Here is a 26423-nt window from a genome sequence, read left to right as displayed (position 1 = left end):
CGGGCGGGTCACGGCTCAGAGGCAGTGCGCCTCAACGGGCACGAAGCTGCCGTCCCGGTATGCGCGCCCGTACAACGCACCCGTGTCCGCGAACTTCTCGTAGATGCCCGCGGGCACCGGCTCCCCCGCACCACCCGCCGCACCGCCGCGGAGCCCCGGACGTCAGCCCCACCACGTCGCACGTCCCACACCACACCGACCGGGTCACCCCACCCGTCCTCGGCGGCGAAGCCGACGACGTATCCGGCCCGCGCCGAGCGCACCACCGTGTAGCGGTGACCGGCCGGCGGCTGGAGGGTGCTGCGTTCACCGGCGGCGTCCCAGACCTGCCCGAGCACCGGCTCGTCCCGCGCGCCGTACCGGGTGGCGACGACCCGCCCGTCGTCGTCGAAGTCCTCGACCTGGTAGGTGGCGCCGTCATCGGTGCCCGCGATCGTTTTCCGCCGTGCACACGGGACGGGGCCGTTTCCGGTCGACATCCCCGGAAACGGCCCCGTCTCACGTCATCAGGCGCGTGCCACGGCCACCTTCACCTTGGCACCGTCGCCGACCGTGCCCTCCGAGACACCGGCCCCGAACATCACGTCCGCGGTCAGCGTCTCCGACTTCACGAACTCCAGGTGCCGCTCCACGGCCGCGCGGACCTCCTCGGGCAGCTCCAGCGTCAGCGTGATCCGGTCGGACACGTCCAGCGCGGCGTCCTTGCGCGCCTGCTGCACCACCCGCACGAGGTCACGCGCGACACCCTCGGCCTCCAGCTCCGGGGTCACCGCCGTGTCCAGCACGACGACGCCGCCGCCACCGGGCAGTGCCGCCGTGGCGGCCGGATCCGTTGCCACCAGGCGCTGTTCGTACTCGCCCTCGAACAGCTCGATCCCGGCGGCCACGACCTGACCGTCCACGAGGGACCAGTCGCCGGCCTTGACGGCCTTGATCACCTTCTGCACGTTAGGGCCGAGCCGCGGACCGGCCGCGCGCGCGTTGACGACCAGCTGGAACTGGCCGTACGCGTCGACGTCGGGGGTCAGCGACACCTCCTTGACGTTCACCTCGTCGCGCACGATCTCCGCGAAGTCCTCCAGCGCCGCCGCCGAAGAAGAAGCAACCGTCAAGCGCGCCAACGGAAGCCGCACGCGCAGCTTGTTCGCCTTGCGCAGCGACAACGCCGTGGAGCAGACCGCGCGCACCTCGTCCATCGCCGCCACGAGCGCGTCGTCCGCGGGCAGGTCGGTCACGGCCGGGAAGTCCGCCAGGTGCACGGAACGGCCACCGGTCAGCCCCCGCCACACGACCTCGGCCGTGTACGGCAGCAACGGCGCCGCGACGCGCGTGACGACCTCCAGCACCGTGTGCAGCGTGTCGACCGCGTCTTGGTCGCCGGACCAGAAACGGCCGCGCGAACGCCGCACGTACCAGTTCGTGAGCACCTCCAGGTACTCGCGGACCAGCTGGCAGGCACCGGAGATGTCGTAGACGTCCATCGCCGCGGTGACGTCGCGCACGAGGTCGTGCGTCTTCGCCAGCGCGTACCGGTCCAGCACGTGCTTCGAGTCGACCCGCCAGGTGCCCTCGACGCCCTCGGCGTTGGCGTACAACGCGAGGAAGTACCAGGAGTTCCACAGCGGCAGCACGGCCTGGCGCACCGCGTCGCGGATGCCGCGCTCGGTCACCACCAGGTCGCCGCCGCGCAGGATCGGCGAGGCCATCAGGAACCACCGCATGGCGTCGGAGCCGTCGCGGTCGAAGACCTCGTTGACGTCCGGGTAGTTCTTCAGCGACTTGGACATCTTCTGGCCGTCGTCACCGAGCACGATGCCGTGCGCCACGCAGTCGCGGAACGCCGGCCGGTCGAACAGCGCCGTCGCGAGCACGTGCAGCGTGTAGAACCAGCCGCGCGTCTGCCCGTTGTACTCGACGATGAAGTCGCCGGGGTAGTGGTTCTCGAACCACTCGGCGTTCTCGAACGGGTAGTGCACCTGCGCGAACGACATCGAGCCCGACTCGAACCAGCAGTCGAGCACGTCCGGCACGCGGCGCATCGTCGACCGGCCGGACGGGTCGTCCGGGTTCGGGCGCACGAGCTCGTCGATGTGCGGGCGGTGCAGGTCGGCCGGGCGCACGCCGAAGTCGCGCTCCAGCTCGTCCAGCGACCCGTACACGTCGGTGCGCGGGAACTCGGGGTTGTCCGACACCCACACGGGCAGCGGCGAGCCCCAGTAGCGGTTGCGCGAGATGTTCCAGTCGCGCGCGTTCTCCAGCCACTTGCCGAACTGGCCGTCCTTGATGTGGCCGGGCACCCAGTTGATCTGCTGGTTGAGCTCGACCATCCGGTCCTTGAACTGCGTGACCGCGACGAACCACGCCGACAGCGCGCGCTGGATCAGCGGGTTGTTGCACCGCCAGCAGTGCGGGTACGGGTGGTCGTAGGTCTCGTGCCGCAGCAGCAGACCGGCGTCCTTGAGGTCGCGGATGATCTGCTTGTTCGCCTCGAACACGTGCACGCCCGCGTACGGCGGCACCTCGGCGGTGAACGTGCCGTCGGAGCCGACCGGCACGACGACCTCGATGCCCGCCGCGTCCGTCACGACCTTGTCGTCCTCACCGAACGCCGGTGCGATGTGGACGATGCCGGTGCCGTCGTCGGTGGTCACGTAGTCGGCGGTCAGCACCTGGTGGGCGTTCTCGCGGCCGACGAAGAAGTCGAACGGCGGCAGGTACTTCTTGCCGACCAGGTCCGAACCCTTGTACCTGGCGACGACCTCGGGCTCCTCGCCCAGCTCCCGCGCGTAGGCGGCGACGCGGGCCTCGGCCAGCAGGTACCTGTCGCCGTCCGAGCCGACCACGGTCACGTAGTCGACGTCCGGGTGCACGGCGGCGGCGAGGTTGCTCGGCAGCGTCCACGGCGTGGTCGTCCAGACCAGGGCCTTCTCGCCGGACTCCAGGCGCAGCGCCACCGTGACGGCCGGGTCCTGCCGGTCGCGGTAGGCGTCGTCCATCTTGGTCTCGGTGTTGGACAGCGGCGTCTCGCAGCGCCAGCAGTACCACAGCACGCGGAAGCCCTCGTAGATCAAGCCCTTGTCCCACAAGGCCTTGAACGCCCACATGACGCTTTCCATGTAGTCGAGGTCGAGCGTCTTGTAGTCGTTGTCGAAGTCGACCCAGCGCGCCTGCCGCGTCACGTAGTCGCGCCACTGGTCGGCGTACTGCAGCACCGACGTGCGGCAGGCCTCGTTGAACTTCTCGATGCCCAGGGCGTCGATCTCGTTCTTGTGCGTGATGCCGAGCTGCTTCTCCGCCTCGTACTCGGCGGGCATGCCGTGCGTGTCCCAGCCGAACCGGCGCTCGACGTGCTTGCCGCGCATGGTCATGTAGCGCGGCACGACGTCCTTGACGTAACCGGTCAGCAGGTGGCCGTAGTGCGGCAGGCCGTTGGCGAAGGGCGGGCCGTCGTAGAAGACGAACTCGTTCGCGCCGTCGTCGCCCACCGGGTTGCGGTCGATGCTCGCCTGGAAGGTCTCGTCGTCCTTCCAGTACCCGAGCACGTCCTGCTCGAGGTTCGGAAAGGACGGCTGCGCCGGGACCTCGTTCGCTCCGGCCCTGGGGTAGGCCATCTCCACTGCTCCTCGCGGTCAGATGTGACACGCGAGGACGACACGCCGATGTGGCTCGGCGAGCCGCGGTACCACCCCGCTTGCCCACCACGCGGGTGAGCCGCTCGTTCTTCGGCTGTGACGGGCCGGTCCCGTCCGGTTCTACTGAGGTTCGCCGAACCCGTTCTTCCGGAGGCTCCCCGGTGATGGCCGGATCGGTGCCTGTGGTTACAGCGTAACGGGTGGGCGCAAACCGTATGCTCGCGCGATGACGTTGACCACCGCGCTGTCCATCGTGCTGGCCGTCCTGTTCGTCGCGACCGGCGCCGGCAAGCTCGTGGGTGCGCGGAAGTCGATCGAGGTCCGCGACCACTTCCGGATGAGCGGCGGCCTGTGGCGGACCATCGGCGCGCTGGAGTGGGCGGGCGCGGCCGGTCTCGTCGTCGGCTCGTTCACCTGGGCGTGGGTCGCGCACGCGGCGACGGTCGGTCTGGGCCTGCTGATGGTCGGCGCGACGGTCACCCGGCTGCGGTACGACTCGAAGCCGACCGGCGTGGTGCTGGACCTGGTGCTGCTCGGCCTGCTGATCACCCTGCTGTTCCTGGACCGCTGAGCGGCGACTCCGCCCCTACGGGCGCGGCCCGAGCTCCACGATCCTCGCGCCGCCGAGGTCGGGCAGCCGGCGGACGGCCCGGCGGCCCCGGACGAGCATGACCGCGGGGACCAGCAGCAGGACCAGTGCGACCGCGACCACCGGCAGCCAGAGCGGGAAGCCCGGCGGCGGCACGGTCTCCCGCACGAACGCCAGCAGGTCCGCCCGCACCGGCCCGTCGGCCAGCCGGGCGCCCTGGGCAGAGCCGGGCACGGTCTTGACGGTGCTGAACAGGGCCGCGTTCCCGAGCCGCGCCACGACGCCGGTGGCGGTCACCTCGCGCCCGCCACCGAGGCCCACACCGTCGTCCTCCGCCGCGGCGAGGAAGACGGGCCCGTCGAACGCCTCCAGGCCCGCGGCGGCGTCGAGCACGTTGCCGCCCATCGCCACGCGTTCGAGCGGGGAGAGCAGGAACATGCCGTGCAGCCGGGGCACGTCGGCCGCGACCGCGGCGAGGGCGGTCGCACCGGTGGTCCCGGCGCCCGCCATGAGCGAGGTCACCCCGCGCCGTTCCAGCTCCTGGGCGGCGGCGACCACGTCGTGGTCGAACCGGAAGGACTTGCCGAGGTCGAGCACCTCGGTGCGCGCCTGGAGCAGGAGCACCTGGTAGCCGTCGTCCTCAAAGTGGCGCGCGAGCGGCAGCCAGTCGCAGAACCCGTCGGTCACCCCTGGCACGAGCAGCACGCCCTTCGGCCCGCCGCCGAGCATCAGCCCGGTCAGCTCCAGGTCGTCGGCGGCCCGGAACGCGACAGCGCCACCGCGCAGGTCGGCCGGCACGCACCCGTCCAGCTCAGGACCCGCGACCGCGGTGGACGTGCCGCCGAGCAGCACGAGGACGGCTACGGCTGCGGCGTGGACCAGTGTTCTGAAAGGCACACCGCATTCTGGACCCCCGCACGGCCTCGGCAGGCGGGAATCACGCGGAACGGCTCCGGCGCACCAGCGCGCCGTCGGGCGCGCACACCCCGCAGGGCGTGAAACCGAGCTGACGTGCCTCCTGCACCGGGAGGCCCAGCGTGGGCCTCCCGGCGAGCCAGGAACACGAGCTCAGGTGGTACCGGGGCCGCTCGTCCAGCACCCGCACCTCGTCCACCAGGTCGGCCACGACGAGCAGGTCCGCCGCGTCGGTGTCCTCTTCCGGTGGTTCCTCGTCAGCAGGCGGCGTGTCGGCAGGCGCCGGCGAGACCACCTGATGATCATCAGGTACAGCATGTTGATCTACACTCTGGGCTGCGGCCGCGGGGTCCCCCGGACGTCGTCGCCACCAGTCCCATGCGAGGACCAGGGCGGCGAGCGCACTCGCTCCCACGGAGGCCCACGCCCAGATCGTGTCGGACGTGGTCAACGCGGGCACGAGCAGCCCGAGGGCGGCCAGCACCAGAAGCAGAACTACGAAGAGCACCTAGCGAACAGTAGTTCAGCCCGCTTCGGCGCGTGCGCCGAAGGAGTAGCCCTGGGAGCGCCCCTCGGACGGAGCGGCGGGGCCGCGGTCCTGGAGGTCGCGCAAGGACGACTCGAGCATCGTCTTCAGCCGCGTGCGGTACTCGCGCTCGAACGTCTGCAGCTTGTCGATCTGCTTCTCGAGCGTGTTCTTCTCCTGGGTGATGTTGCCCATCACCTCTGCGTGCTTGCGCTGCGCGTCGCGGTCGAGCGCGGTGGCCTTCTCACGGGCCTGCCGCTCGAGCGTCTCGCTGCGCGTGCGCGCGTCGTTCAGCATGGTCTCGGCACGCGTGCGCGCCTCGTTGACCATCGTGTCGGCCTTCACGCGGGCGTCGGACAGCAACTGCTCCGACTTCGTGCGCGCCTCGGACAGCATGCCGTCCGCTTCGGCCTTGGCCTCGCCGGTCAGCCGGTCCGCCATCTCCTGGGCGAGACCCAGGACCTTCGCGGCCTGCACGTGGTGGTCTCCGCCACCACCGGGCGACGTCTGCTCCATCACCGAGGGCGGCGGGACCGGCGCCAAGCGGCGCGGCGGCTCCTCGACCGGCATACGGCTCGTCACGGGGCCGGCAGAAGCCTTCGCACGCGCGTCGTCGAGGTCGGCACGCGCGGTCTCGAGCTGCTGGTCGAGCTGCTCCACCTGCTGACGGAGGTCGTTGTTCTCCTCGATCAAGCGGGCCAGCTCGCCCTCAACCAGGTCGAGGAACGCGTCCACCTCGTCCTCGTTGTAGCCCCGCTTGCCAATCGGCGGCTTGCTGAATGCAACGTTGTGCACATCAGCGGGGGTCAACGGCATCGGATCACCTCTCGCACTCCTGGGCTGCGGTCATCCCACGGTTCCCCGTCACCTGGGATCTGCAACTTGCATCAAAATGATAACGAGCAGCCACAGCACAATAATCGATAGGTCCAGTCCGACGCCTCCGATCCGCACTGTCGGGATCACCCGACGCAGCGTTCGGACCGGAGGATCGGTCACGGTGTAAACGGTCTCCAGCGTCACGGCGACGCCGCCCGCAGGACGCCACTCCCTCGCGAACGTCCGCACCAGCTCGACCACGACGCGCGCGGTCAGGAACAGGGAGAACGCGAAGAGGAGGTAGTAGATGACGAGACGGATCGGGTCCACGGGGTCAACTCTAACCGCGGTTCCCGAACCCGCCCTCCGCCAGCTTCCTCCGGTCCTCCGCCGTCACGTCGACGTTGGGCGGTGAGAGAAGGAACACCCTGCTGGTGATCTTGTCCATGGACCCGCGCAGAGCGAACGCGAGCCCGGCCGAGAAGTCGACGAGGCGCTTGGCGTCCGCGTCGTCCATGTCGGTCAGGTTCAGGATCACCGGCGTGCCGTCGCGGTAGTGCTCCCCGATCGTGCGCGCCTCGCTGTAGCTGCGCGGGTGCAGCGTCGTGATGCGCGCCAGCGGGTTGCCCGCGGCCGGCTCGGCGACGGGGCGCAGCCTGCTCACGGGCTCGCGCTGCGGGTCGACCGCCAGCGCACCGTGCACCGGTGCGTCAGCGCTCCAGCGCCGCGTGCCCGGGGGGCTGCTCACCCCGCGCCGCGACTCCGGCTCGTAGTCGTCCGACTCGTCGAGGTCGGCCCGGTACCCGGAGCCCTGGAAGCTCCGACCGGCCCGCCGTGAACGCGCGGCCGCGCCGCGGGTAGTCGTAGTCGTCGGCCTCGGCCGCGTACTCGGACCGGTAGTCGCCGTAGCGACCGCGGTCGTCCTCGTAGCCGGGGTCGTCTGCGTACTCGGCGGGGACCATCCCGAAGTAGGCCTTCAGCTTGTGCAAAGCGCTCATTCCAGCCCCTCCTCGGCGGTGCCCCACTTTAGGGACGGTGCGGACGGTCCCGAGGTTCCCGACACCCTAGGGCGAGGTTAGTCGCCGGCTGCCGAGCAACGCCGTTCCGACACGCACACAGGTAGATCCGTGCGAGATGGCATCTTCCAGGTCGCCGCTCATCCCCGCTGACAGCACGACAGCACTGGGATGATCATCACGTAGGCCTGATACCACCGAAGCCAACGCTTCAAACGCCTGCGCCGGCCTCATCGTCAGAGGGGCGACGGTCATCGCCCCTCGAAGAATAAGATCACCCGAACGAGTGATCACGTTAGCCACTTCCGCAACATCGGCCACGGCCACCCCACCGCGTGACGTGTCACCGTCCAGGCTGACCTGCAGCAACACGTCCAGCGTGCGGCCCGCCGCGTGCGCCGCCTTCGCCAGCGCCTCGGCCAGCCGGACCGAGTCGACCGAGTCGACCTGGTGGGCCCACCCGACGACGGACCGCGCCTTGTTCCGCTGCAACCGCCCGACCATGTGCCACCGGGCGTCGGTGAGGTGTGCCAGCTGACCGGCCTTCGCGGCGGCCTCCTGGTCGCGGTTCTCGGCGAAGTGGCGCAGACCGAGCTCGTAGAGGTGCTCCACGTCGCTCGCGGGCCAGGTTTTCGTCACCGCGAGCAACATCACCTCGCTCGGGTCGCGCCTGGCCGCCGCGCACGCCTTCCCGATGCGGTCGCGCACGTCCGCGAGGTTCGCCGCCAGCTCGTCGCGCCGGTTCACGGTTCGATCCAGACGACGGAGGCGAGCCGGCCGGTCGGGTTCTCCCTGCGGTGGCTGAACAGGTCCTTCTCCTCGAAGGTGCAGCGCGGGTCGACCCCGATCCGCGCCACCCCCGCGCTCGCGAGCTGGTTCCACAGCCCGGCCCTCAGGTCCAGGGCCGGCGTGCCCTTGCGCGACTTCGACGCGCTGCCGGGGAGGTGCTTCTCGACGTCCCGCTGCATCTCCGCGGGCACCTCGTAGCACTCGCCGCACACGCTCGGCCCGAGCAGCACCTCGATCCGGTCGAGCTCGGCACCCTGCGCCATCATCGCCTTGAGCGCCTCGACCACGACACCGACCCGCGCGCCGACCCGCCCGGCGTGCACGGCGCCGACGACACCGGCCTCCTGGTCGCCGAGCAGCACCGGCACGCAGTCCGCCGTCAGCACGGCGAGCCCGAGACCGGGCTCTTTCGTCACGACCGCGTCGGTGGCCTCCAGCGGTTCGGCCCGCGGCCCGTCAACCACCGCGACGGTGCGGCCGTGCACCTGTTCCATCCAGACCAGGCGGTCCGGGGTGAGCCCGACGCCCTCGGCGAGCCGGGCCCGGTTCGCCTCGACCGCACCGGCGTCGTCCCCGACGTGGTCACCGAGGTTGAACGAGTCGTACGGGGCTTTGGACACACCACCGGCACGTGTGGTGACAACACGACGAATACGCACGCCCACAGCCTAGTTCTCGAACGACGGAGGACCCCCGAGCACGGGTGCTCGGGGGTCCTCCGGGGTCTGCGCCCTGGTCAGCGCCGCATGAACGGCGGCACGTCCACCTCGTCGTCCGGGTCGTCGGTGACCGGGACCGGCCGCGAGGGCAGCGAGCCGTTCTGCGTCAGCGGCCGCGGCACGGACGGCGCGTAGCCGTTGCCCTGCACGTGCGAGGGCTGCGGCGGCACGGCCGTGGGCGGCTGCTGCACCGGCGGGGCGGGACGCACCTCCGGCTGCGGCTGCGGGACCGGCGGCGGGGCCTGCACCACGGGCGGCGGTGCCTGCACGACCGGCTGCGGAGCGGGGGTCGGTGCCGGTGTCGGCGCTGCCGTGGCGGCGGCGATCGGACCGGTGGCGGTGCGCTGCGGCGAGGACAACGCCGTCGGCTCCAGCTTCTTGTGCGTGGGACCGCCGCTGTCGAACCCGGCCGCGATCACCGTGACCCTGACCTCGTCGCCGAGGGAGTCGTCGATGACCGTACCGAAGATGATGTTCGCGTCCGGGTGCGCGGCCTCCTGGACCAGCGACGCGGACTCGTTGATCTCGAACAGGCCCAGGTCGGAGCCACCCGCGATGGACAGCAGCACGCCGTGCGCGCCCTCCATCGAGGCCTCCAGCAGCGGCGAGTTGATCGCCTTCTGCGCGGCCTGGACCGCTCTGCCCTCACCGCGCGCCGAGCCGATGCCCATCAACGCCGAGCCGGCGCCGGACATGACGGACTTGACGTCCGCGAAGTCCAGGTTGATCAGACCGGGGGTGGTGATCAGGTCGGTGATGCCCTGGACACCGGAGAGGAGCACCTCATCGGCCGAGCGGAACGCGTCCATCAGGCTGACGCCGATGTCGCCCAGCTGGAGCAACCGGTCGTTCGGGATGACGATGAGCGTGTCGCACTCGTTGCGCAGCGCCTGGATGCCGTCCTCGGCCTGCTTGGCGCGCCGCTTGCCCTCGAACGAGAACGGGCGCGTCACGACACCGATGGTCAGCGCGCCGAGCTTGCGGGCGATCGAGGCGACCACGGGAGCGCCACCGGTACCGGTGCCACCGCCCTCACCTGCGGTGACGAAGACCATGTCGGCCCCCTTGAGGACCTCCTCGATCTCCTCGCGGTGGTCTTCCGCTGCCTTGTGGCCGACCTCGGGGTTGGCCCCGGCGCCGAGGCCGCGGGTCAACTCGCGGCCGATGTCGAGCTTGACGTCGGCATCGGACATCAGCAAGGCCTGCGCGTCGGTGTTCACCGCGATGAACTCGACGCCCTTGAGCCCGACCTCGATCATGCGGTTGACGGCGTTGACACCGCCACCACCGATGCCGACGACCTTGATCACCGCGAGGTAGTTGTGCGGGGGCGTCATCGGATCCGCCTTCCTGATCGTGGTCCGTGCTGTGGTGCTGGGTGGTGATGCACCCGGATTGGAACTCTCAACCTCTCGGCGAGACTCAGAGTTATGTCAACCCCATATGTTCCTGCTGGACGGTAAGCACCGGCGGTGCGTCGGTCCAGCAGCCACGCCGCAGATTCCCAACACTGTGCGCTACTACTCCCCGGTCGTGCCGTCAAGCAGTCCGCACGATGCTGAGCACTGCGCACCACAAGCGTAGTCGTGCCCCGGATCTGGAGATCGTCTCCCCCACCTTGTCGCGGTTCCGGCCTTCCCGCGGGACGACCCCCCGCTACCACCGGTAGGCGGTGACGGTCCCGCCGACGCCGCCGGTGGGGCGACCGCGCCGCGACCGCTGTTGATCGTCCTGTGTGGACTTCGTCGCGGTGGCGGGCGACCTTGAGTACTTCCTTCGGGTGACAACGACCAGGACGGCTAATGCCACACCGGCCACGCCGATGAGCACGGTAGTCGTCCACGTCCCAGGAGGTCCGTCTTGGCACCCGCACCCGCGTCCGTGCGTTCGCTCGTCGTCGAGGCGATCGTGCTGGAGCTCGTCACGAGCAGGCTCGGCAGCCTGGTCGTGCGGTTGCTGAAGCCGGCCGGCTGACCCGGACCCCAGGAGAGATCCCCGTGTGCTCCCAGCCGAACCCGCGCACCCAGCGCCGCCCGCGCCGCGTCCCGACGCCGTCCCGCCCGCGCAACCCGCGGCCCTGACCCCGCTGAACCACCGCGGTTCGAGCAGTGGTCGCGGCTAGGAGATGGTGGCCAGGTCCGGTGAGGTCACGTCGAACGCCGTCCCCTCGCGGGTCAGCAGCACCAGCAGCACGGCCGCCTTCCGCGGCGTGTCCTCGGACCCACCCCACTTCACGACGCGGTCGCCGGACAGCACCAGCTTCACGTCGGCGCCGGTCGTGGCCGACACCTGCAGCACCTCGGCGCGCAGCGCCGCCGGCAGCTCGTTGACGACGCCGACCGCGGCGCGCGTGGCCGGGTCGACCGCCGACGGGGTGGCGAGGACCAGGTCGGGCACGCCCGGCGCGGGGGCCGGCATGGTCGCGTAGTCCTTGCCGGTCGAGTCGACCAGGTGGTAGCCGTCCGACAGCTTCACGGACCCGACCGGGACGCGTTCGGTGACGAGCAACCGGACCGTGCCGGGCAGCTGCCGTTCGACCTCGATGGCGGCGATGCGCGGGACTGCGGCGACTCTCTCGCGGATGGCTTGCAGGTCCAAGCGCACCAACGGGGCGCCGGACTCGATGGCGGCCGCGGCGCGCACCTCGTCGTCGGTGAGCACCACGGCGCCGTGCACGTCCACGTTGCGGACGCCCAGCAACGGCGTGAAGAACACCCCGTAGGTCAGGCCGATGAGGCCCAGCACCGTTGCCAGAGCGACCAGGCGGCGGCGCAGGATGATCCTGCGCCGCGCCCGGTGCTCGGAACTCCTCGCGCGCCGGTTCGCGGGGCGAGCGCGCTGGGACCTGCCGCGAACCGGGGCGCTCATGACAGCGCGCTGACGATCTCGGGACCGAGCATCGTGACGTCGCCCGCCCCCATCGTGACGACGAGGTCGCCGTCGCGGACCAGCGACGCCACCAGTGCCGGCACGCGGTCGAACGACGGCTCGTAGTGCACGGAGGCGGTGACCTGGTCCGCGATCAACGCGCCGGTGACACCGGGTTCCGGTTCCTCGCGCGCGCCGTACACGTCCAGCACGACGACCTCGTCGGCCAACGACAGCGCCGCGGCGAACTCGGTGGCGAACGTGCGCGTGCGCGAGTACAGGTGCGGTTGGAACACCACGACGACACGGCCCGCTCCCGCGACCGGACGTGCCGCACGCAGCTGTGCGTCGACCTCGGTCGGGTGGTGCGCGTAGTCGTCGTAGACCGACACGCCACCGGCACGGCCCTTGAACTCGAACCGCCGCCGCACGCCGCCGAACGCCGCCAGGCCTTCGAGCAGACCGGCCTGGTCCGCGCCCAGCTCCAGCCCGGCCAGCAGTGCGGCGACCGCGTTCAGCGCCATGTGCTCGCCCGGCACGGCGACCCGCACCTCGACCGCGACGCCGCCGATCTCGACCGACGCCAGGCCGCCGCTCTCCGCGGGCTTGTAGTCGACGATCCGCGCGTCGGTGGCCGTGCGGCCGTACTCGCGCACCCGGATGCCGCGCGCGCGGGCCTCGGTGATCAGCCGCGCGGCGCCGGGGTCGTCCGCGCAGGACACCAGCACGCCGCCGGGCGTGATGCGGTCCAGGAACGAGTCGAACACGGCGGTGTACGCCTCGACCGTGCCGTGGTGGTCCAGGTGGTCAGCCTCGACGTTCGTCACGACCGCGACGGACGGCGAGAAGAACAGGAACGAGCCGTCGGACTCGTCGGCCTCGGCGACGAACACCCCGCCCGTGCCGTGGTGCGCGTTCGCACCGGACTCGTTCAGGTCGCCGCCGATGGCGAACGACGGGTCGACGCGGCAGTGCTGCAGCGCGACGGTCAGCATCGACGTGGTCGACGTCTTGCCGTGCGTGCCGGCCACGCACACGACCCGCTGGTCCTCCATGAGCGCGGCCAGCGCCTCGGCGCGGCGCAGCACCGTGATGCCGCGCTCGCGGGCCGCCGCGTACTCCGGGTTCGTCTCCCTGATCGCGGTCGACACCACGACCTCGGTCGGGCCGCCGACCAGCTGGTCCAGGTTCGCCGCGTCGTGCCCGACGGCGATCCGCGCACCCTGGGCGCGCAGGGCGAGCACGGTCCGCGAGTCCTTGGCGTCCGAACCGGACACCTGCACGCCGCGGGCCAGCAGGATGCGGGCGATGCCGCTCATGCCGGCACCACCGATGCCGACGAGGTGAACGCGTCCGAGACTCACTTCTTGATCACCTCCAGCACCCGGCGGGCCAGGACCTCGTCAGCCTCGCGCCGGCCGGTGCCCAGCGTCGCCGCGGACATCGCCGCCAGCCGCTGCCGGTCCGCCACCAGCGGCACGACCAGGGAGGCGACCTTCTGCGGGGTCAGCTCCTCGTCCGGCACCAGCAGGCCGCCACCGGCCGACACGACCGGTCCGGCGTTGAGCGCCTGCTCGCCGTTGCCGTGCGGCAGCGGCACGAACACCGCGGGCAGGCCCACGGCGGACACCTCGGCGACCGTCATCGCACCGGACCGGCACAGCACGGCGTCCGCGGCCGCGTAGGCCAGGTCCATGCGCTCCAGGTACGGCACCGGCACGTAGGCGGGCCGGCCGGGGACCTGTTGCACCGCAACGGTGTTCTTCGGCCCGTAGGCGTGCAGCACGCCGACGCCCGCGCGGGCGAACTCGGCGGCCACGGGTGCCACGGCCTCGTTGATCGACCGCGCGCCCTGCGAACCGCCGAAGACCAGCAGCGTCGGCGCGTCCGGGTCCAGGCCGAAGAACCGGCGGGCCTCGGCGCGCAGCGCGGCGCGGTTCAGCGTCGTGATCGAGTGGCGCAGCGGGATGCCGATGACCTCCGCGTCCGCGAGGCCGGAGTCCGGCACCGCCGCCGCCACGTGTTCGGCGAACTTCGCGCCGACCTTGTTCGCGAGACCGGCCTTCGCGTTCGCCTCGTGCACCACGATCGGCACCCGGCCGCGCGCGGCGAGGTAGGCGGGCAGCGCCACGTAGCCGCCGAAGCCGACGACGACGTCCGCGCCCACCCGCTCCAGCACCTCGCGGGTCTGCTTCACGGCGCCGCGCACGTTCAGCGGCAGCTTCAGCAGGTCCAGCGTGGGCTTGCGCGGCATCGGCACCGGCGGGATCAGCTCCAGCGGGTAGCCGCGGGCCGGCACGATCTTGCTTTCCAGGCCGCGCTCGGTGCCGAGCGCGACGACGCGCGCGTCGGGTCGCAGCCGCATGACCGCGTCGGCCAGCGCCAGTGCCGGCTCGATGTGTCCCGCGGTGCCACCGCCCGCGACCACGACGCACGGACCACTGGGGGCAGGGTGCCCGGTCAAGACGTTCCTCCGGTGTTGGTGTGCTGCGAAATCAGTTGTACCGCCCGCGTCCGCGGGTCGATCGGCCTTGCTCTGAACGGCTCTGGTTCACCCGCCGCGTTTCGCGGCGACGGTACTCCGAGGGCGGAGCGGAGCGTCCAGCCACACGACGTTCGTCGACCACCGGGAGTTGCGCGGTGCGGTTGCGGCCGGGTGCGCGCGGGGGCGTCGACGGGCGGACCGGCTTGCGCTTGGGCGGCGGCTTGTAGGCCTCGGGTGCGGGCAGCTTCAGCAGGCCACCGACCCGGCCGGGACCGAGCGAGCGCAGCGCAGACACCGCTTCCGGCTCGTGCCGGGCGCAGTTCGCGAGGATGCCGAACACCACCATGGTCGTGACGATCGACGTGCCGCCGGCGGAGATCATCGGCAGCGTCAGACCGGTGACGGGCAGCAGCTTCACGACGTAGCCGATGTTGATCGCGGCCTGCGCGACCAGCCACACCGTCAGCGTCGCCGCCACGATCCGGATCCACGGGTCGGTGTTGCGCGCGGCGACCCGCAGGCCGATCCACGCGAGCGTGCCGAACAGCGCCAGCACCAGCGCGCACCCGACGAACCCGAGCTCCTCGCCGATGACCGCGAAGATGAAGTCCGACTCGACGTTGGGCAGGTACCGCCACTGCGAGCTGCCCCGGGCGAGGCCCTTGCCGAACAGGCCGCCCTCGGCCAGCGCGAACATCGCCTGCCGGGCCTGCAGACCGGCGCCCTGCGGGTCCGCGTTCGGGTCGAGGAACGACGTGACGCGCGAGAGCCGGTAGGTCGCCCCGATCGCGAGCACGACGGCACCGGCCACCGCGCCGCCGAGGATCACGCCGAACAACCGCATCGGCGCGCCCACGAACCACAGCAGGCTGACCAGCACCACGCCGAGCGTGATCGTGCCGCCGAGGTCGGGCTGCAACATGACCAGCGCGAACACCAGCATCGCCACGGGCACGACGGGCACCAGCAGGTGCCGGTACTGCGAGAGCAGCGCCCGCTTGGTCACGAGCACGTGCGCGCCCCACAGCGCGAGCGCGAGCTTCACCGCCTCGATCGGCTGGAACGACACCGGCCCGAGGGTGAACCACGACCGGGCGCCACCGCGCACGTCACCGAGCGGCGTCAGCACCAGCGCCAGCAGCAGCACGCCGATGCCCATCGCGGCCGTCGACAGGTGCCGCAGCTTCCGCAGGGGGAACCGCAGCACCACCCAGAACAGCACCGCGCCGACGCACACGTAGATCAGCTGCTTCTGGAACACGCTGTAGGCGGAGACACCCGAGGCGACCTGCCCCGGCGCGGACGCCGACAGCACCATCACCAGGCCGAGCACGGTCAGCATGCCGAAGACCGCGAGCAGCAGGTGGAAGTCCGCCAGCGGACGGCTCAGCCACGCGGTCAGACCGCCGCGCACCGACGCGACGCGCCTGGCGGGACGCGCCTTGCGCTTGGTCCCCGTCTTCTCCGCGACGACGCTCATCGGCCGATGAGCTCCGCACCGCGGCGGTGAACGCCTGCCCGCGATGGGCGTAGTCGGTGAACATGTCCATGGAGGCCGCTGCGGGGGCGAGCAGCACGGTGTCACCCGGCCCCGCCAGTTCCCGGGCAGCACGTACCGCGACGGTCATGGCCCCATCGTCCCCCGCGTCAAGGACCCGAACGGGGACATCGGGCGCGTGTCGCGCCAGTGCGTCCGCGAGGACCTGCCGGTCCTGCCCGATCAGCACCACGCCGTGCAGCCGGTGGGCCTCTGTGCGGACCACGTCCTCGACCGACGCGCCCTTGAGCAGGCCGCCCGCGATCCACACGACGCTGTCGAACGCGCGCAGCGACGCCACCGCCGCGTGCGGGTTCGTCGCCTTCGAGTCGTTGACGTAGCGGATGCCGTCGGCCTCGCCGACCAGCACGGCGCGGTGGGCGGCCGGTTCGAACGACTCCAGGCCCTCGCGCACGGCTTCGGACGGCACGCCGTACGCGCGCGCCAGCGCCGTCGCCGCCAGGGCGTCCGCGATGCCGGGCGGGCCGACCGGGCGGATCTTGGCCACTTCGACCAGCGGCTCGTCGTCGGCGAACGCGCGGTCCACCAGCCAGCCGCCGCGCACGCCGAGCTGGCCCTCCGCGGGTTCCTCCAGGGTGAACCCGACCTTGTCGCGCGCCGGGGCGTCCTCCAGCAGGTCGACGACGAGCTCGTCGTCGAGCCAGCCGATCGCGACGTCCCCGGTCAGCACCCCGGCCTTGGCCCGCGCGTAGGCCTCCATGCCGCCGTGCCAGTCCAGGTGGTCCTCGGCGAGGTTGAGCAGCGCACCGGCCTGCGGGCGCACCGACGGCGCCCAGTGCAGCTGGAAGCTCGACAGCTCCACGGCGAGCACCCGGCGCCCGGCCAGCAGCGCGTCCACGACCGGCAGGCCGACGTTGCCGCAGGCCACGGCGTCCGCGCCGGCCGCGCGCAGGATCGACTCCAGCATGCCGACGGTCGTGGTCTTGCCGTTCGTGCCGGTCACCGCGAGCCACACCGGCGGGTCGGCGAGCTCGGCGGCCATCCGCCAGGCCAGCTCGACCTCGCCGATCACCTCGACGCCCGCCGCCGCCGACGCCGCGAGCAACGGGCTCGACGGCTGCCAGCCGGGGCTCGTGACCACCAGCGACGTGCCCGCGGGGGGTTCGGTCAGGCCGGGCACCAGCTCGACGCCCTCCAGCAGCGACTCCAGCGCCGCCAGCCGGTCGGGGGACGAGTCCGTCACCACGACCTCGGCGCCCGCCGCGAGCAACGCCTCCGCCGCGGACCGGCCGGTCACCCCGGCACCGGCGACCAGCACCCGCGACCCGGCCAGCTTCGTCATCAGAACCCGCCCGTCAGCCACTCGCTGTAGAAGACGCCCAGACCGAACATGCAGCAGATGCCGGCCATCAACCAGAACCGGATGATGACCGTGGTCTCCGCCCAGCCCGCCAGCTCGAAGTGGTGGTGGAACGGTGCCATGCGGAACAGCCGCCGTCGTGACGTGCGGAAGACGGCGACCTGCATCGCCACCGACAGCGCCTCGACCACGAACAGACCACCGATGACGATCATCAGCAGCTCGGTGCGGGTCGCGATCGCGAGACCGGCGACCAGGCCGCCGAGCGCGAGCGAGCCGGTGTCACCCATGAAGATCTTGGCGGGGGCGGCGTTCCACCACAGGAAGCCGATGCAGCCGGCCATCGCGGCCGCGGCGATCACCGCGAGGTCCAGCGGGTCGCGCACGTCGTAGCAGCCGACCACCGCGTAGCTGGTGCAGTTGTAGCGGAACTGCCAGAACGAGATCACGACGTACGTGCCGAACACCATCGCCGACGAGCCGCCGGCGAGGCCGTCGAGGCCGTCGGTCAGGTTCACGGCGTTCGACCAGGCGGCGACCATGCCGTAGCAGAAGACGATGAACCCGATCGTGCCGAACGAGACGACGGTGATGTCGCGGACGAACGACAGGTTGACCGACGCGGGGGTCAGGCCCTCCTTGTTCGGGAACTGCAGCACGAGGATCGCGAACGTGATCGTCGCGATGAACTGGCCGACCAGCTTCGCCGTCTTGTTCAGGCCCAGGTTGCGGGCCTTGCGGATCTTGATGAAGTCGTCGAGGAAGCCGACGAGCCCCAGCGACGTCGTCAGCATCAGCACGAGCAGGCCGGACGCCGTCGGGGTCTGCCCGGACGCCGAGGCCGACATCGAGTTCACCAGGTGCGTGCCGAGGTACCCGGCCCACATCGCGACCAGGATGGCGAGACCACCCATGGTCGGCGTGCCGCGCTTGGTCTTGTGGTGCTGCGGGCCGTCCTCGCGGATCTCCTGGCCGAAGCCCTGGCGCGAGAAGATCTTGATCAGGTACGGCGTCAGCAGGATCGACACCGCGAGTGCGATCGCAGCCGCGATCAGGATGCTCTTCACTTGGTTCCTGCCTCCAGCAGGGCCTCGGCGATGCGCCACAGGCGGTAGGCGTTGGATGCCTTGACCAGCACGACGTCACCGGGCCGGAGTTCCGCGCGCAGCAACTCGATCGCCGCGTCCGCGTCCGGCACCAGGACGGATTCCTCTCCCCAAGATCCTTCCAGGTGCGCGCCCTGGTGCATCGCGCGGGCCGCGTCGCCGATCACGACGAGCTTGCTGATGTCCAGGCGCACCACGAGCCGGCCGATCTCGTCGTGCTCGCGCACGGCGTCGTCGCCCAACTCGGCCATCGGGCCGAGCACGGCCCAGCTGCGGCGGGCGGGCGTGGCGGACCGGGCGATCGTCGCGAGCGCCTTCAACGCCGCCCGCACCGAGTCCGGGTTCGCGTTGTAGGCGTCGTCGACCACGGTCACGCCGTCGGCCCGTTCGGTGATCACCATGCGGTGCGCGGACACCCGTTCCGCGGCACCGAGTCGTTCGGCCACCTCGGCGGGCGTGGCGCCCAGCTCCAGCGCGATGGCGGCGGCGACCAGCGCGTTGCCGACCTGGTGCGCGCCGCTGACGCCGAGCTTGACGTGCGCCTCGCCCCGCGCGGTCCGCAGAGTGAAGCTCGCACGGGCCTGCTCGTCGAGCTCGATGCCCACCGCGCGCACGTCCGCGTTGGGGCTCTCACCGACGAGGACGACCTTGGCCCTGGTGCGGCTCGCCATGCCCGCGACCAGCGGGTCGTCGGCGTTGAGGATGGCGACGCCGTCCTCCGGCAGCGCCTCGACCAGCTCGCCCTTGCCCTGCGCGATGCCCTCGCGGGAACCGAACTCGGACAGGTGCGCGGTGCCGACGTTGAGCACGGCACCGAACTTCGGCGGCGCGACCCCGCAGAGGTTCGCGATGTGCCCGACCCCGCGCGCGGACAGCTCCAGCACCAGGAACTTCGTGTCCTCGCCCGCCCGCAGCGCGGTCCACGGGTGGCCGAGCTCGTTGTTGAACGACTCCGGCGGCGCGATGACCTCACCGGTGGGGCGCAGCACCTGGGCGATGAGGTCCTTCGTGGACGTCTTGCCCGCCGACCCGGTGATGCCGATGATCGTGAGGTCCGCCAGCCGGTCGGTGACGTGGCGCGCGAGCTTCGCGAGCGCCTCCAGCACCGCGGCGCCCTCGCCGTTCTGGTCGCCGGCGAGCACGTAGGCGTTGGCGTGCCTGGTCGGCACCGGCGGCGCGATGACCGCGGGGGCGTCGACCTCGCGACCGGCCAGCACACCGGCCGCGCCCGCCGCGACGGCCTGCGCCGCGAAGTCGTGGCCGTCCACGCGTTCTCCCGGCAGGGCCAGGAACAGACCGCCGTCGGTGACCTTGCGGGTGTCGAACTCGATGGTGCCGGTGACGACCGGGCTGCCATCGGTTGCGTGCAACCGTCCACCGACGACCTCTGCGATCTCGGCGAGCGTGAGTGCGATCAACGGTGCGCCTTCCTGATCGCGGCGGTCAGGGTCTCCACGTCCGAGAACGGGTGGATCACGCCGGCGATCTCTTGTCCCGTCTCATGTCCTTTGCCCGCCACGACGACGACATCGCCGGGAAGTGCCAGCTCGACGGCCTTCCCGATCGCGAGCCCCCGGTCGCCGATCTCCAGCACCTCGCCCCGGTTCGCGGTGGCGAGGGCGCCTTCGAGCACGGCGGCCCGAATGGAGGACGCGTCTTCGCTCCTGGGGTTGTCATCGGTGATGATCACCACGTCGGCGCGTTCCGCCGCGGCCTCCCCCATGAGGGGCCGCTTGGCCCGGTCGCGGTCACCGCCGCAGCCGAGCACGACGATCACCCGGCCGTCGGTCTTGGCCCTCACCGCGTCCAGCGCGAGCGCGACGGCGGCGGGCTTGTGCGAGTAGTCGACGACGGCGGTGAAGTCCTGGCCCTCGTCCACCCGCTGCATGCGGCCGGGCACCTGCACGGCCGCGAGGCCGGCGCGGATCGCCTCGTCCGGGACGCCCTCCGCGTGCAGGCAGGCGATGGCCAGCAGGGCGTTCGCGACGTTGAAGCTGCCCGCGAGCGGGAGGTGGACCTCGACGTCGCCGTCCGGGCCGTGCGCGGTGAAGGTCTGCTCGCCGGTGGCGCTCACCTCGACACCGCTCGCGGTCCAGTCGGCGGGCTTCGTCGTCGCGACGGTGACGGTGCCCGGCTTGACCAGCCTGGGGCCCCAGTCGCCGTCGACGCAGACGACCTCGCGGCGCGCGCGACCGTCGAACAGCTGCGCCTTGACCTGGAAGTACTCCTCCATGTCGGCGTGGTAGTCGAGGTGGTCCTGGCTGAGGTTCGTGAACGCGCCGACCTCGAACTCGGTGGCGGCGACGCGGCCCATGTGCAGCGCGTGGCTGGAGACCTCCATCGCCACGTCGGTGACACCGCGCTCGGCCATCACCGCGAACAGCGCCTGCAGGTCCGGCGCCTCCGGCGTGGTGTGCGAGCTGCCGAGCTGCTCGTCGCCGATGCGGGTGCCGACCGTGCCGATCAGCCCGGTGGTGCGGCCCGCGGCCTTGAGCACCGACTCGATCATGTACGTGGTGGTGGTCTTGCCGGACGTGCCGGTGACCCCCCATAGCCGCACCTTCGCCGACGGCCGCCCGTAGACGTGGGCGGCGAGCAGCCCGACCACCTCGCGCGGGCGCGGGTGGATGAGCACGGGCACGTCCTTGAGGGACTCGCGAGCGGCACCGGCCTCGTCCGTGAGCACCGCGACCGCACCGTTCGCGAGAGCGGTCTCCGCGAAGTCGGCACCGTGCGCGTGGGCGCCGGGCAGCGCGGCGTAGAGGTCGCCGGGGACCACGTGCTGTGCACGCAGAGTCACCCCGGTGATCTGGACGTCGGCGTGCGCGGGACGCGTCAGGTGCACGTCGGCGACCGCGGCCAGGGCAGCCGCGGACGCAGGTCGGATGTGGTTCGGGCGGGGCGGGGCGGTCGCGACCTTGCCCTCGAGCTTGGCAGGCACGCGCAAGAGGCTACCGGCGTGCGGAGAGTGGCCGGTCGGCGCGTTGGCAATCGGCTGACGTCGCCGTTCCACCGCGCTCGGGACCACGGGTTTCCCTTCCGCGCACAGCTCTGTCCAGTGTGGACCGTCCCGTGTGGTTTGACCCCGAACCCCACCTGGACGGGACCGCCGGTCCGTTCGGCGATCGAGCGGGCCGCGCATTCTTGGTGGCGCACTTCGATTGTGCAAGTGAGCGAGAACACACCCAGGCGCGACAATGACCAAATTCATTGTTTCACAGTGAAAACTCCGAGCTCACACCCCCTTAATAAGACGCGTTTCATCACGTCTAATACTCCAAATCCGGAGAGCAAGGCGAGGTGGAGTTCAGCGTGCGATTCCCACAAATATCGATCATGGTTTCCGCAGTGGCGCTGTCACTCGTCCCCGCAGCTCAGGCCGATGAACCGACCCGCACGACCGAGTCGTACTGGCTGCACATGAACAGTTCGCCGACCACGCCGGAAATGATCAGGACCGAGGCGCAGCGCAGGTCGTACGTGGTGCTGAACGCCTGGGAGGGCGATCTCGCCAGGCAGCTCAAAGCAGCCAACCCCGAGATCAAGACGTTCGTCTACAAGGACCTCTCCTCGACCCGCAGCCATGCCTGCGAGAACGGGGTGGACGACGCCGATCTGCCCACCGGTGTCGGCTACTGCGCGGCCGATCCCTCGTGGTTCCTCGTGGACCCGAACGGTCAGCGGTTCGAGTACGACGGATATGGCGGCCATTGGCAGATGGACGTCGGTAACACCGCTTACCAGAAGGCGTGGGCCGACAACGTGATCAGCTCGTCGCGCAACGTCTTCGACGGCGTGTTCATGGACAACGCGCTGTTCGCCTGCGACACCTACCACGCGCGTGTGTGCCCGGCGAAGTACCGCACCGACGAAGCCATGCGCGAGGCCTACCGCTCGATGCTCGCCAACACCCGGCAGCAGTTCGTCGACGCCGGCTTGAAGACGGTGGCCAACCTGTCCAACGCCCGCCTGCACGACGGCGCGTGGGACAGCTACGTCGAGCACCTCGACGGCGGGTTCGACGAGTGGTGGCTGACGTTCGGGGACGGGGACCTGCTGTCGGAGTACCCGCAGGGGTTCAGCCGGCAGCTCGCCGAGATCACCGCCAACGAGGCCAAGGGCAAGATCACCTGGGTGCAGCCGCACCACAGCGGTGCCGAGCAGCCGTTCCGCTACGCCTTCGCGAGCTACCTGCTGGCCGAGGGCGGGCACACGGCGATCTCCGAGATCGCGGAGACCGACCGCTACGACAACGCCTCGCCGTGGCGCGCCGAGTACGACTGGGACCTGGGCAAGCCGCTCGGCGCCCACTTCGCGGTGAGCACCAACGTGTTCCAGCGCGACTTCGCGTGCGGCACCGTGCTCGTCAACGCGAACAAGACCGGCAGTGCGCCGATCACCGTCCGGCTGAAGGAAAAGCACATCGACGAGAAGAACGCGCCGGTCAGCTTCGCGGCGTTGCCGGGGACGACCGGAACCGTGCTGCGCAAGCCCTGTTAGAGCTGCAGCTGCACGTACGGCGTCTGCTCGTTCGACAGCGGCACCTGGAACCGCTGCGTCAGGAACGCGCCGATGTCGTGGAACAGCGGTGCGGCCGAGGAGCTGAACGGGGTGCCGGTGGGCGCGTCGAGCATGATGCCGACGACGTAGCGCGGGTTGTCGGCGGGCAGGATGCCGGCGAAGGTGATCCAGTACTGCGAGTCCGAGTAGCACTTGCACTTCGGGTCGATCTGCTGGGCCGTGCCGGTCTTGCCCGCGACCTGGTAGCCGGGCAGCGCCGCCTTCGCGCCGGTGCCGTTCTGGTTCGCGTCGCGCGGGTCCGACTGCGTGACGGAGCGGAACATGCTCCGCACGGTCTTGGCGGTCTCCGGCGACACCACGCGCACGCCCTCCGGGCGCTGCTTCTCCGAGCGCGAGCCGTCGCCGGAGATCTCGGCGCGGACCAGCCGCGGCGGCACGCGCAGGCCGTCGTTCGCGATGGTCTGGTACATCGCGGTCATCTGCAGCAGGTTCATCGACAGGCCCTGGCCGATCGGCAGGTTGCCGAACGTCGAGCCGGACCACTGGTTGAGCGGCGGCACGATGCCGGACTCCTCGCCGGGCACACCGGACTGGGTGCGCTTGCCGAGGCCGAACTTCTCCAGCATCTCGGCGTAGCGCTCCTGGCCGACCTCCTGCGCGGCCAGCAGGGTGCCGACGTTCGAGGACTTCGCGAAGACGCCGGTGAACGACATCGGCACGGTGCCGTGGTTCCACGCGTCCCTGATCGTGCGGTCGGCGACCTTGAGGTAGCCCGGCACCTGGAGCACGTCGTCCGGCTTGAACAGGCCGTACTCGACGGCGGCCGCGGCAGTGATGATCTTGTTCACCGAGCCGGGCTCGAACGTGTCGGCCACGGCGCGGTTGCGCTTCTGCGCGTCGCTGGCCTTGCCGAAGTCCGTCGGGTCGTAGGTCTGGTCGTTGGCCATGGCGATGATCTCGCCGCTGCGGGAGTCCAGCACGACGGCGGAACCGCTGCGGGCGCCCGACTTCTTCGTGTAGTCGGTGACCATCCGCTGCACCGCGTACTGCGTGTCGACGTCGATGGTGAGCTCGAGCGACTTGCCCGGCTGCGGCTTGGTCAGCTCGCGCTCGGTGTTCGGGATGACGAGGGTGTCGTCACCGGACATCGTGTCGACGACCCTGCGGCCCATCCGGCCGGCCAGCACGTTGTCGGCCGCGTTCTCCAGGCCGAGGATGCCCTGGGTGGTCGGCGGCTTCTCGTCCTGGCGCCAGTTGGCCGCACCGATGATGTTGGAGGCGACCTGGCCGTTCGGGTAGATCCGCTTGGCGCGGTACTCGGAGCCGATCTCGGCCGGGTACTTCGCGACGATCGCCGCGGCCTTGGTCGGCTCTGCCTCGCTGACCAGCACCTCGTAGCTGATGTCGGCCACGAGCTGCTCGTAGATCGTCTCCTCGTCGGTCTTCTCGCCGTTGACCTCGGGGCCCAGCGTCGAGGAGATGAACTTCGCGACGTCACGCGCGTGCTCGTCGTAGGTCTGCGCGAACTGCTTCTTCTCCTTGTCCTTCTCCTTCTCGCGCTCGGCGTCCCAGTTCTTCCTGGCGCGCTGGGGAAGGATGTAGAGCGCGCGCACCTCGACGGAGAACGCGAGCTGGTTGCCGTTGCGGTCGAGGATCGCGCCGCGTTCGGCGGGGATGTTCAGGTACGTCGTGCGCTGCAACCGCGCCTGCGTCGACAGCTCGTCGGCCTGCAAACCCTGCACCTGCACGAGCTTCAGGCCCGCGATGACCAGTGCGCCGACCAGCAGGATGCGGCCGACGGCGATGCGCACCTTGCTGTTGCCACCGGTGCGGGCCTTCGGAGCGGGACCGCGCACGGACAACGGCCGGCGCGGGCCCCTCTGCTGCGGTCCCGGCATCAGCCACCCGCCGGTGGCGTCGGGGGGTTCGCGGCCGCGTCACCCGCGGGCGGCGTGGTGCCGGCGGGCGGCGGCTGCTCACCGGCGGGAGGCGGCGTGGTGGTCGTGGGAGGGGGCGGCGGCGTCGACTTCGTCGGCGCGCTCGGCTTGCCGAACTCCTCGACCGTGCCGTCCGCCAGCTGCCGCAGCCGCGCGGGGTTCGACGGCTCCACCAGGCCCATCTCGGTGGCGCGGCGCGCGAGGTCGGTCGGCGACTCCAGCAGCGCCACCTCGCGGCGCAGCTGCTCGACCCGCAGCGTCAGCTTCTCCTGCTCGGCGCGCGCCTCCTGCAACCGGTAGGAGTCGGCGGCGGCCTGCGTGGAGAAGTACATGATCCCGGCGATGCCCGCGACCAGCACGAGCATCACGAGCACGACGAACGGGGCCTTCGACACCTGCCGCGCGTTCTGCTGCGGTGCCGACGACCCGCCGCGCAGGTTCTGCGCGCGCTGCGCCCGGCGGGCGTAGGCGCGGTCGGCGGCGGCGGACCGGCGCCGGGCCTTGTCGGTGTCGGTCTTCTTGTCCTTGGAGCGGTCGCGTGGGGACGGCCCACCGACCCGTGCCGGTGCCGTCATCTCACCTCTCCGATCCGTTCCGCTGCCCGCAGCCGCACGGGTGCGGCACGGGGGTTGTCCTCGATCTCCTGCTCGGACGCGACCTCCGCGCCCTTCGTGACCAGTTTCAGCTCCGGCCCGTGACCGGGCAGCTCGACCGGCAGCCCCGGCGGCGTCTTCGACCTCGCGAGCTCCGCGAACGCGTGCTTCACCATCCGGTCCTCGAGGGACTGGTAGGACTCCACGACGATCCGCCCGCCCACCGCGAGCACGCCCAGCGCCGCGGGCAGGGCCAGCCGCAACGACTCCAGCTCGCCGTTGACCTCGATCCGCAGCGCCTGGAACGTGCGCTTCGCCGGGTGGCCGCCGGTGCGCCGGGACGCGGCGGGGACGACGTTGTAGAGCAGCTCGACCAGCCGGCCCGAGTTCGTGAACGGCTCCCGCTCGCGCTCGCGCAGGACCGCCGAGGCGATCTTGCCCGCGAACCGCTCCTCGCCGTAGGTCGAGAGGATCCGCGCGAGGTCGCCGTGCGAGTACGTGTTGAGCACGTCCGCGGCCGTCATGCCGGTGCCCTTGGACATCCGCATGTCCAACGGCGCGTCCTTGGAGTAGGCGAACCCGCGTTCGGACTCGTCGAGCTGCAACGAGGACACGCCGAGGTCCATCAGCACGCCGTCGACCCGCTTGAAGCCCAGGTCGTGCACGGCCTCGTCGATGTGGTCGTAGGTGACGTTGACGAGGTGGACGCGGTCGCCGTGGCGCGCGAGCCGGGCTGAGGCCAGCTCGATGGCCTGCGGGTCGCGGTCGAGACCGATGAGGGTGAGCCCGGGGTACGCGCTCAGCAGCGCGTCCGAGTGGCCGCCCATGCCCAGGGTCGTGTCGACCAGGACGGCGGGCTTGCCGCTCAGCGCGGGAGCGAGCAGCTCCAGGACGCGGTCCAGCAGCACCGGAACGTGCCGCGGCTGATCCATCGTCCCTCTACTCCCCGAAATGCGTTCGGGTGACGTCAGGTCCCCGCCCGCCCGTCGAACCTGGCGCCGGGGAAGGTGCGCCAGGGTCGGTTGTCGAGCGGACCGAGGCCTCACGGCA

The 26423-nt window shown here is 71.0% G+C and carries 21 protein-coding genes and 2 pseudogenes; 2 read left to right on the top strand and 21 right to left on the bottom strand.

Annotation, left to right across the window (positions count from 1 at the left end):
* Positions 1 to 8: 8 nt before the first annotated feature.
* Together ACVDFE_RS14420 and ileS are read right to left on the bottom strand one after the other, a co-directional pair.
* Positions 9 to 479, bottom strand: a complete 471-nt coding sequence (locus ACVDFE_RS14420; RefSeq protein WP_458430734.1) for a hypothetical protein — start codon at positions 477 to 479, stop codon at positions 9 to 11.
* Between the two features lie 27 nt (positions 480 to 506).
* Positions 507 to 3611 carry an isoleucine--tRNA ligase gene (gene ileS / locus ACVDFE_RS14415; RefSeq protein ID WP_458430733.1) on the bottom strand — a complete coding sequence of 1035 codons (3105 nt, stop codon included), beginning with the start codon at positions 3609 to 3611 and terminating at the stop codon, positions 507 to 509.
* A gap of 247 nt (positions 3612 to 3858) precedes the next feature.
* Here ileS and ACVDFE_RS14410 point away from each other — a divergent pair, with 247 nt between their 5' ends.
* Positions 3859 to 4203 carry a DoxX family protein gene (locus tag ACVDFE_RS14410; protein WP_360390490.1) on the top strand — a complete coding sequence of 115 codons (345 nt, stop codon included), beginning with the start codon at positions 3859 to 3861 and terminating at the stop codon, positions 4201 to 4203.
* 15 nt (positions 4204 to 4218) lie between these two features.
* On the opposite strand, the gene ACVDFE_RS14405 is transcribed toward ACVDFE_RS14410, so the two are convergent.
* From ACVDFE_RS14405 to ACVDFE_RS14330, 16 genes and pseudogenes are all read right to left on the bottom strand, one after another.
* Positions 4219 to 5118, bottom strand: coding sequence for a hypothetical protein (locus tag ACVDFE_RS14405; protein ID WP_458430732.1), 900 nt, complete (start codon positions 5116 to 5118; stop codon positions 4219 to 4221).
* 40 nt (positions 5119 to 5158) lie between these two features.
* A complete protein-coding gene (locus ACVDFE_RS14400) occupies positions 5159 to 5644 on the bottom strand; it encodes a hypothetical protein (protein WP_360390496.1) in 486 nt (161 codons plus the stop codon).
* Positions 5645 to 5659: 15 nt separating this feature from the next.
* Positions 5660 to 6478, bottom strand: coding sequence for a DivIVA-like cell division protein Wag31 (gene wag31, locus ACVDFE_RS14395; protein ID WP_360390498.1), 819 nt, complete (start codon positions 6476 to 6478; stop codon positions 5660 to 5662).
* Between the two features lie 48 nt (positions 6479 to 6526).
* Positions 6527 to 6802, bottom strand: coding sequence for a YggT family protein (locus ACVDFE_RS14390; RefSeq protein ID WP_458434334.1), 276 nt, complete (start codon positions 6800 to 6802; stop codon positions 6527 to 6529).
* A gap of 19 nt (positions 6803 to 6821) precedes the next feature.
* A pseudogene (locus ACVDFE_RS14385) lies at positions 6822 to 7479 on the bottom strand (cell division protein SepF).
* A 66-nt stretch (positions 7480 to 7545) separates the two neighbouring features.
* Positions 7546 to 8244 carry a YggS family pyridoxal phosphate-dependent enzyme gene (locus ACVDFE_RS14380; protein WP_360390507.1) on the bottom strand — a complete coding sequence of 233 codons (699 nt, stop codon included), beginning with the start codon at positions 8242 to 8244 and terminating at the stop codon, positions 7546 to 7548.
* Positions 8241 to 8945 carry a peptidoglycan editing factor PgeF gene (pgeF, locus tag ACVDFE_RS14375; RefSeq protein ID WP_458430731.1) on the bottom strand — a complete coding sequence of 235 codons (705 nt, stop codon included), beginning with the start codon at positions 8943 to 8945 and terminating at the stop codon, positions 8241 to 8243. Before pgeF ends, ACVDFE_RS14380 begins: the two co-directional genes overlap by 4 nt.
* A 77-nt stretch (positions 8946 to 9022) precedes the next feature.
* Positions 9023 to 10342 (bottom strand): cell division protein FtsZ, encoded by a 1320-nt coding sequence (ftsZ, locus tag ACVDFE_RS14370; protein WP_360390512.1) that lies wholly within the window; start codon positions 10340 to 10342, stop codon positions 9023 to 9025.
* Between the two features lie 781 nt (positions 10343 to 11123).
* A complete protein-coding gene (locus tag ACVDFE_RS14365) occupies positions 11124 to 11873 on the bottom strand; it encodes a cell division protein FtsQ/DivIB (protein ID WP_458430730.1) in 750 nt (249 codons plus the stop codon).
* Positions 11870 to 13237 (bottom strand): UDP-N-acetylmuramate--L-alanine ligase, encoded by a 1368-nt coding sequence (gene murC / locus ACVDFE_RS14360; RefSeq protein ID WP_458430729.1) that lies wholly within the window; start codon positions 13235 to 13237, stop codon positions 11870 to 11872. Before murC ends, ACVDFE_RS14365 begins: the two co-directional genes overlap by 4 nt.
* Positions 13234 to 14337: an undecaprenyldiphospho-muramoylpentapeptide beta-N-acetylglucosaminyltransferase gene (gene murG / locus ACVDFE_RS14355; protein ID WP_360390519.1), complete on the bottom strand. Its 1104-nt coding sequence runs from the start codon at positions 14335 to 14337 to the stop codon at positions 13234 to 13236. Before murG ends, murC begins: the two co-directional genes overlap by 4 nt.
* Before the next feature lie 31 nt (positions 14338 to 14368).
* Positions 14369 to 15838, bottom strand: coding sequence for a putative lipid II flippase FtsW (gene ftsW, locus ACVDFE_RS14350; protein ID WP_360390522.1), 1470 nt, complete (start codon positions 15836 to 15838; stop codon positions 14369 to 14371).
* Between the two features lie 13 nt (positions 15839 to 15851).
* Positions 15852 to 17198 (bottom strand): annotated as a pseudogene (murD, locus tag ACVDFE_RS14345) (UDP-N-acetylmuramoyl-L-alanine--D-glutamate ligase); the annotation flags it as partial.
* The gene (gene mraY / locus ACVDFE_RS14340) at positions 17198 to 18283 is read right to left on the bottom strand and encodes a phospho-N-acetylmuramoyl-pentapeptide-transferase (RefSeq protein WP_065916843.1); all 1086 of its coding nucleotides are present in this window, start codon (positions 18281 to 18283) and stop codon (positions 17198 to 17200) included. The pseudogene murD and the gene mraY, both read right to left, overlap by 1 nt.
* Complete coding sequence (locus ACVDFE_RS14335) at positions 18280 to 19740, bottom strand: UDP-N-acetylmuramoyl-tripeptide--D-alanyl-D-alanine ligase (RefSeq protein WP_360390528.1); 1461 nt, start codon at positions 19738 to 19740, stop codon at positions 18280 to 18282. Before ACVDFE_RS14335 ends, mraY begins: the two co-directional genes overlap by 4 nt.
* Positions 19737 to 21263: a UDP-N-acetylmuramoyl-L-alanyl-D-glutamate--2,6-diaminopimelate ligase gene (locus ACVDFE_RS14330; RefSeq protein WP_458430728.1), complete on the bottom strand. Its 1527-nt coding sequence runs from the start codon at positions 21261 to 21263 to the stop codon at positions 19737 to 19739. Before ACVDFE_RS14330 ends, ACVDFE_RS14335 begins: the two co-directional genes overlap by 4 nt.
* A 395-nt stretch (positions 21264 to 21658) precedes the next feature.
* On the opposite strand from ACVDFE_RS14330, the gene ACVDFE_RS14325 reads away from it, so the two are divergent.
* Positions 21659 to 22822: a putative glycoside hydrolase gene (locus ACVDFE_RS14325; protein WP_458430727.1), complete on the top strand. Its 1164-nt coding sequence runs from the start codon at positions 21659 to 21661 to the stop codon at positions 22820 to 22822.
* Here ACVDFE_RS14325 and ACVDFE_RS14320 read toward each other — a convergent pair.
* Genes ACVDFE_RS14320 through rsmH form a run of 3 tightly spaced genes read right to left on the bottom strand, consistent with a single transcriptional unit; the run spans position 22819 to position 26305 of the window.
* Complete coding sequence (locus ACVDFE_RS14320) at positions 22819 to 24741, bottom strand: peptidoglycan D,D-transpeptidase FtsI family protein (protein ID WP_458430726.1); 1923 nt, start codon at positions 24739 to 24741, stop codon at positions 22819 to 22821. The two genes, ACVDFE_RS14325 and ACVDFE_RS14320, sit on opposite strands and share 4 nt — an antisense overlap.
* Positions 24741 to 25355, bottom strand: a complete 615-nt coding sequence (locus ACVDFE_RS14315; protein ID WP_458430725.1) for a hypothetical protein — start codon at positions 25353 to 25355, stop codon at positions 24741 to 24743. The genes ACVDFE_RS14320 and ACVDFE_RS14315 overlap by 1 nt, the downstream gene beginning before the upstream one ends.
* A complete protein-coding gene (rsmH, locus tag ACVDFE_RS14310; protein WP_458430724.1) occupies positions 25352 to 26305 on the bottom strand; it encodes a 16S rRNA (cytosine(1402)-N(4))-methyltransferase RsmH in 954 nt (317 codons plus the stop codon). Before rsmH ends, ACVDFE_RS14315 begins: the two co-directional genes overlap by 4 nt.
* Between the last annotated feature and the right edge of the window lie 118 nt (positions 26306 to 26423).

The organism is Lentzea chajnantorensis (assembly GCF_054300775.1).
Note: the sequence above shows the minus strand (reverse complement) of the source record. Positions and strands in the feature narration are given on the sequence as shown.

Bases quoted from the DNA above. Each gene is read 5' to 3' on its own strand.
- ACVDFE_RS14420 (WP_458430734.1), bottom strand. From the start codon at position 479: ATGTCGACCGGAAACGGCCCCGTCCCGTGTGCACGGCGGAAAACGATC.
- ileS (WP_458430733.1), bottom strand. From the start codon at position 3,611: ATGGCCTACCCCAGGGCCGGAGCGAACGAGGTCCCGGCGCAGCCGTCC.
- ACVDFE_RS14410 (WP_360390490.1), top strand. From the start codon at position 3,859: ATGACGTTGACCACCGCGCTGTCCATCGTGCTGGCCGTCCTGTTCGTC.
- wag31 (WP_360390498.1), bottom strand. From the start codon at position 6,478: ATGCCGTTGACCCCCGCTGATGTGCACAACGTTGCATTCAGCAAGCCG.
- ftsZ (WP_360390512.1), bottom strand. From the start codon at position 10,342: ATGACGCCCCCGCACAACTACCTCGCGGTGATCAAGGTCGTCGGCATC.
- ACVDFE_RS14365 (WP_458430730.1), bottom strand. From the start codon at position 11,873: ATGAGCGCCCCGGTTCGCGGCAGGTCCCAGCGCGCTCGCCCCGCGAAC.
- ftsW (WP_360390522.1), bottom strand. From the start codon at position 15,838: ATGAGCGTCGTCGCGGAGAAGACGGGGACCAAGCGCAAGGCGCGTCCC.
- ACVDFE_RS14325 (WP_458430727.1), top strand. From the start codon at position 21,659: ATGGTTTCCGCAGTGGCGCTGTCACTCGTCCCCGCAGCTCAGGCCGAT.
- ACVDFE_RS14320 (WP_458430726.1), bottom strand. From the start codon at position 24,741: ATGCCGGGACCGCAGCAGAGGGGCCCGCGCCGGCCGTTGTCCGTGCGC.
- ACVDFE_RS14315 (WP_458430725.1), bottom strand. From the start codon at position 25,355: ATGACGGCACCGGCACGGGTCGGTGGGCCGTCCCCACGCGACCGCTCC.
- rsmH (WP_458430724.1), bottom strand. From the start codon at position 26,305: ATGGATCAGCCGCGGCACGTTCCGGTGCTGCTGGACCGCGTCCTGGAG.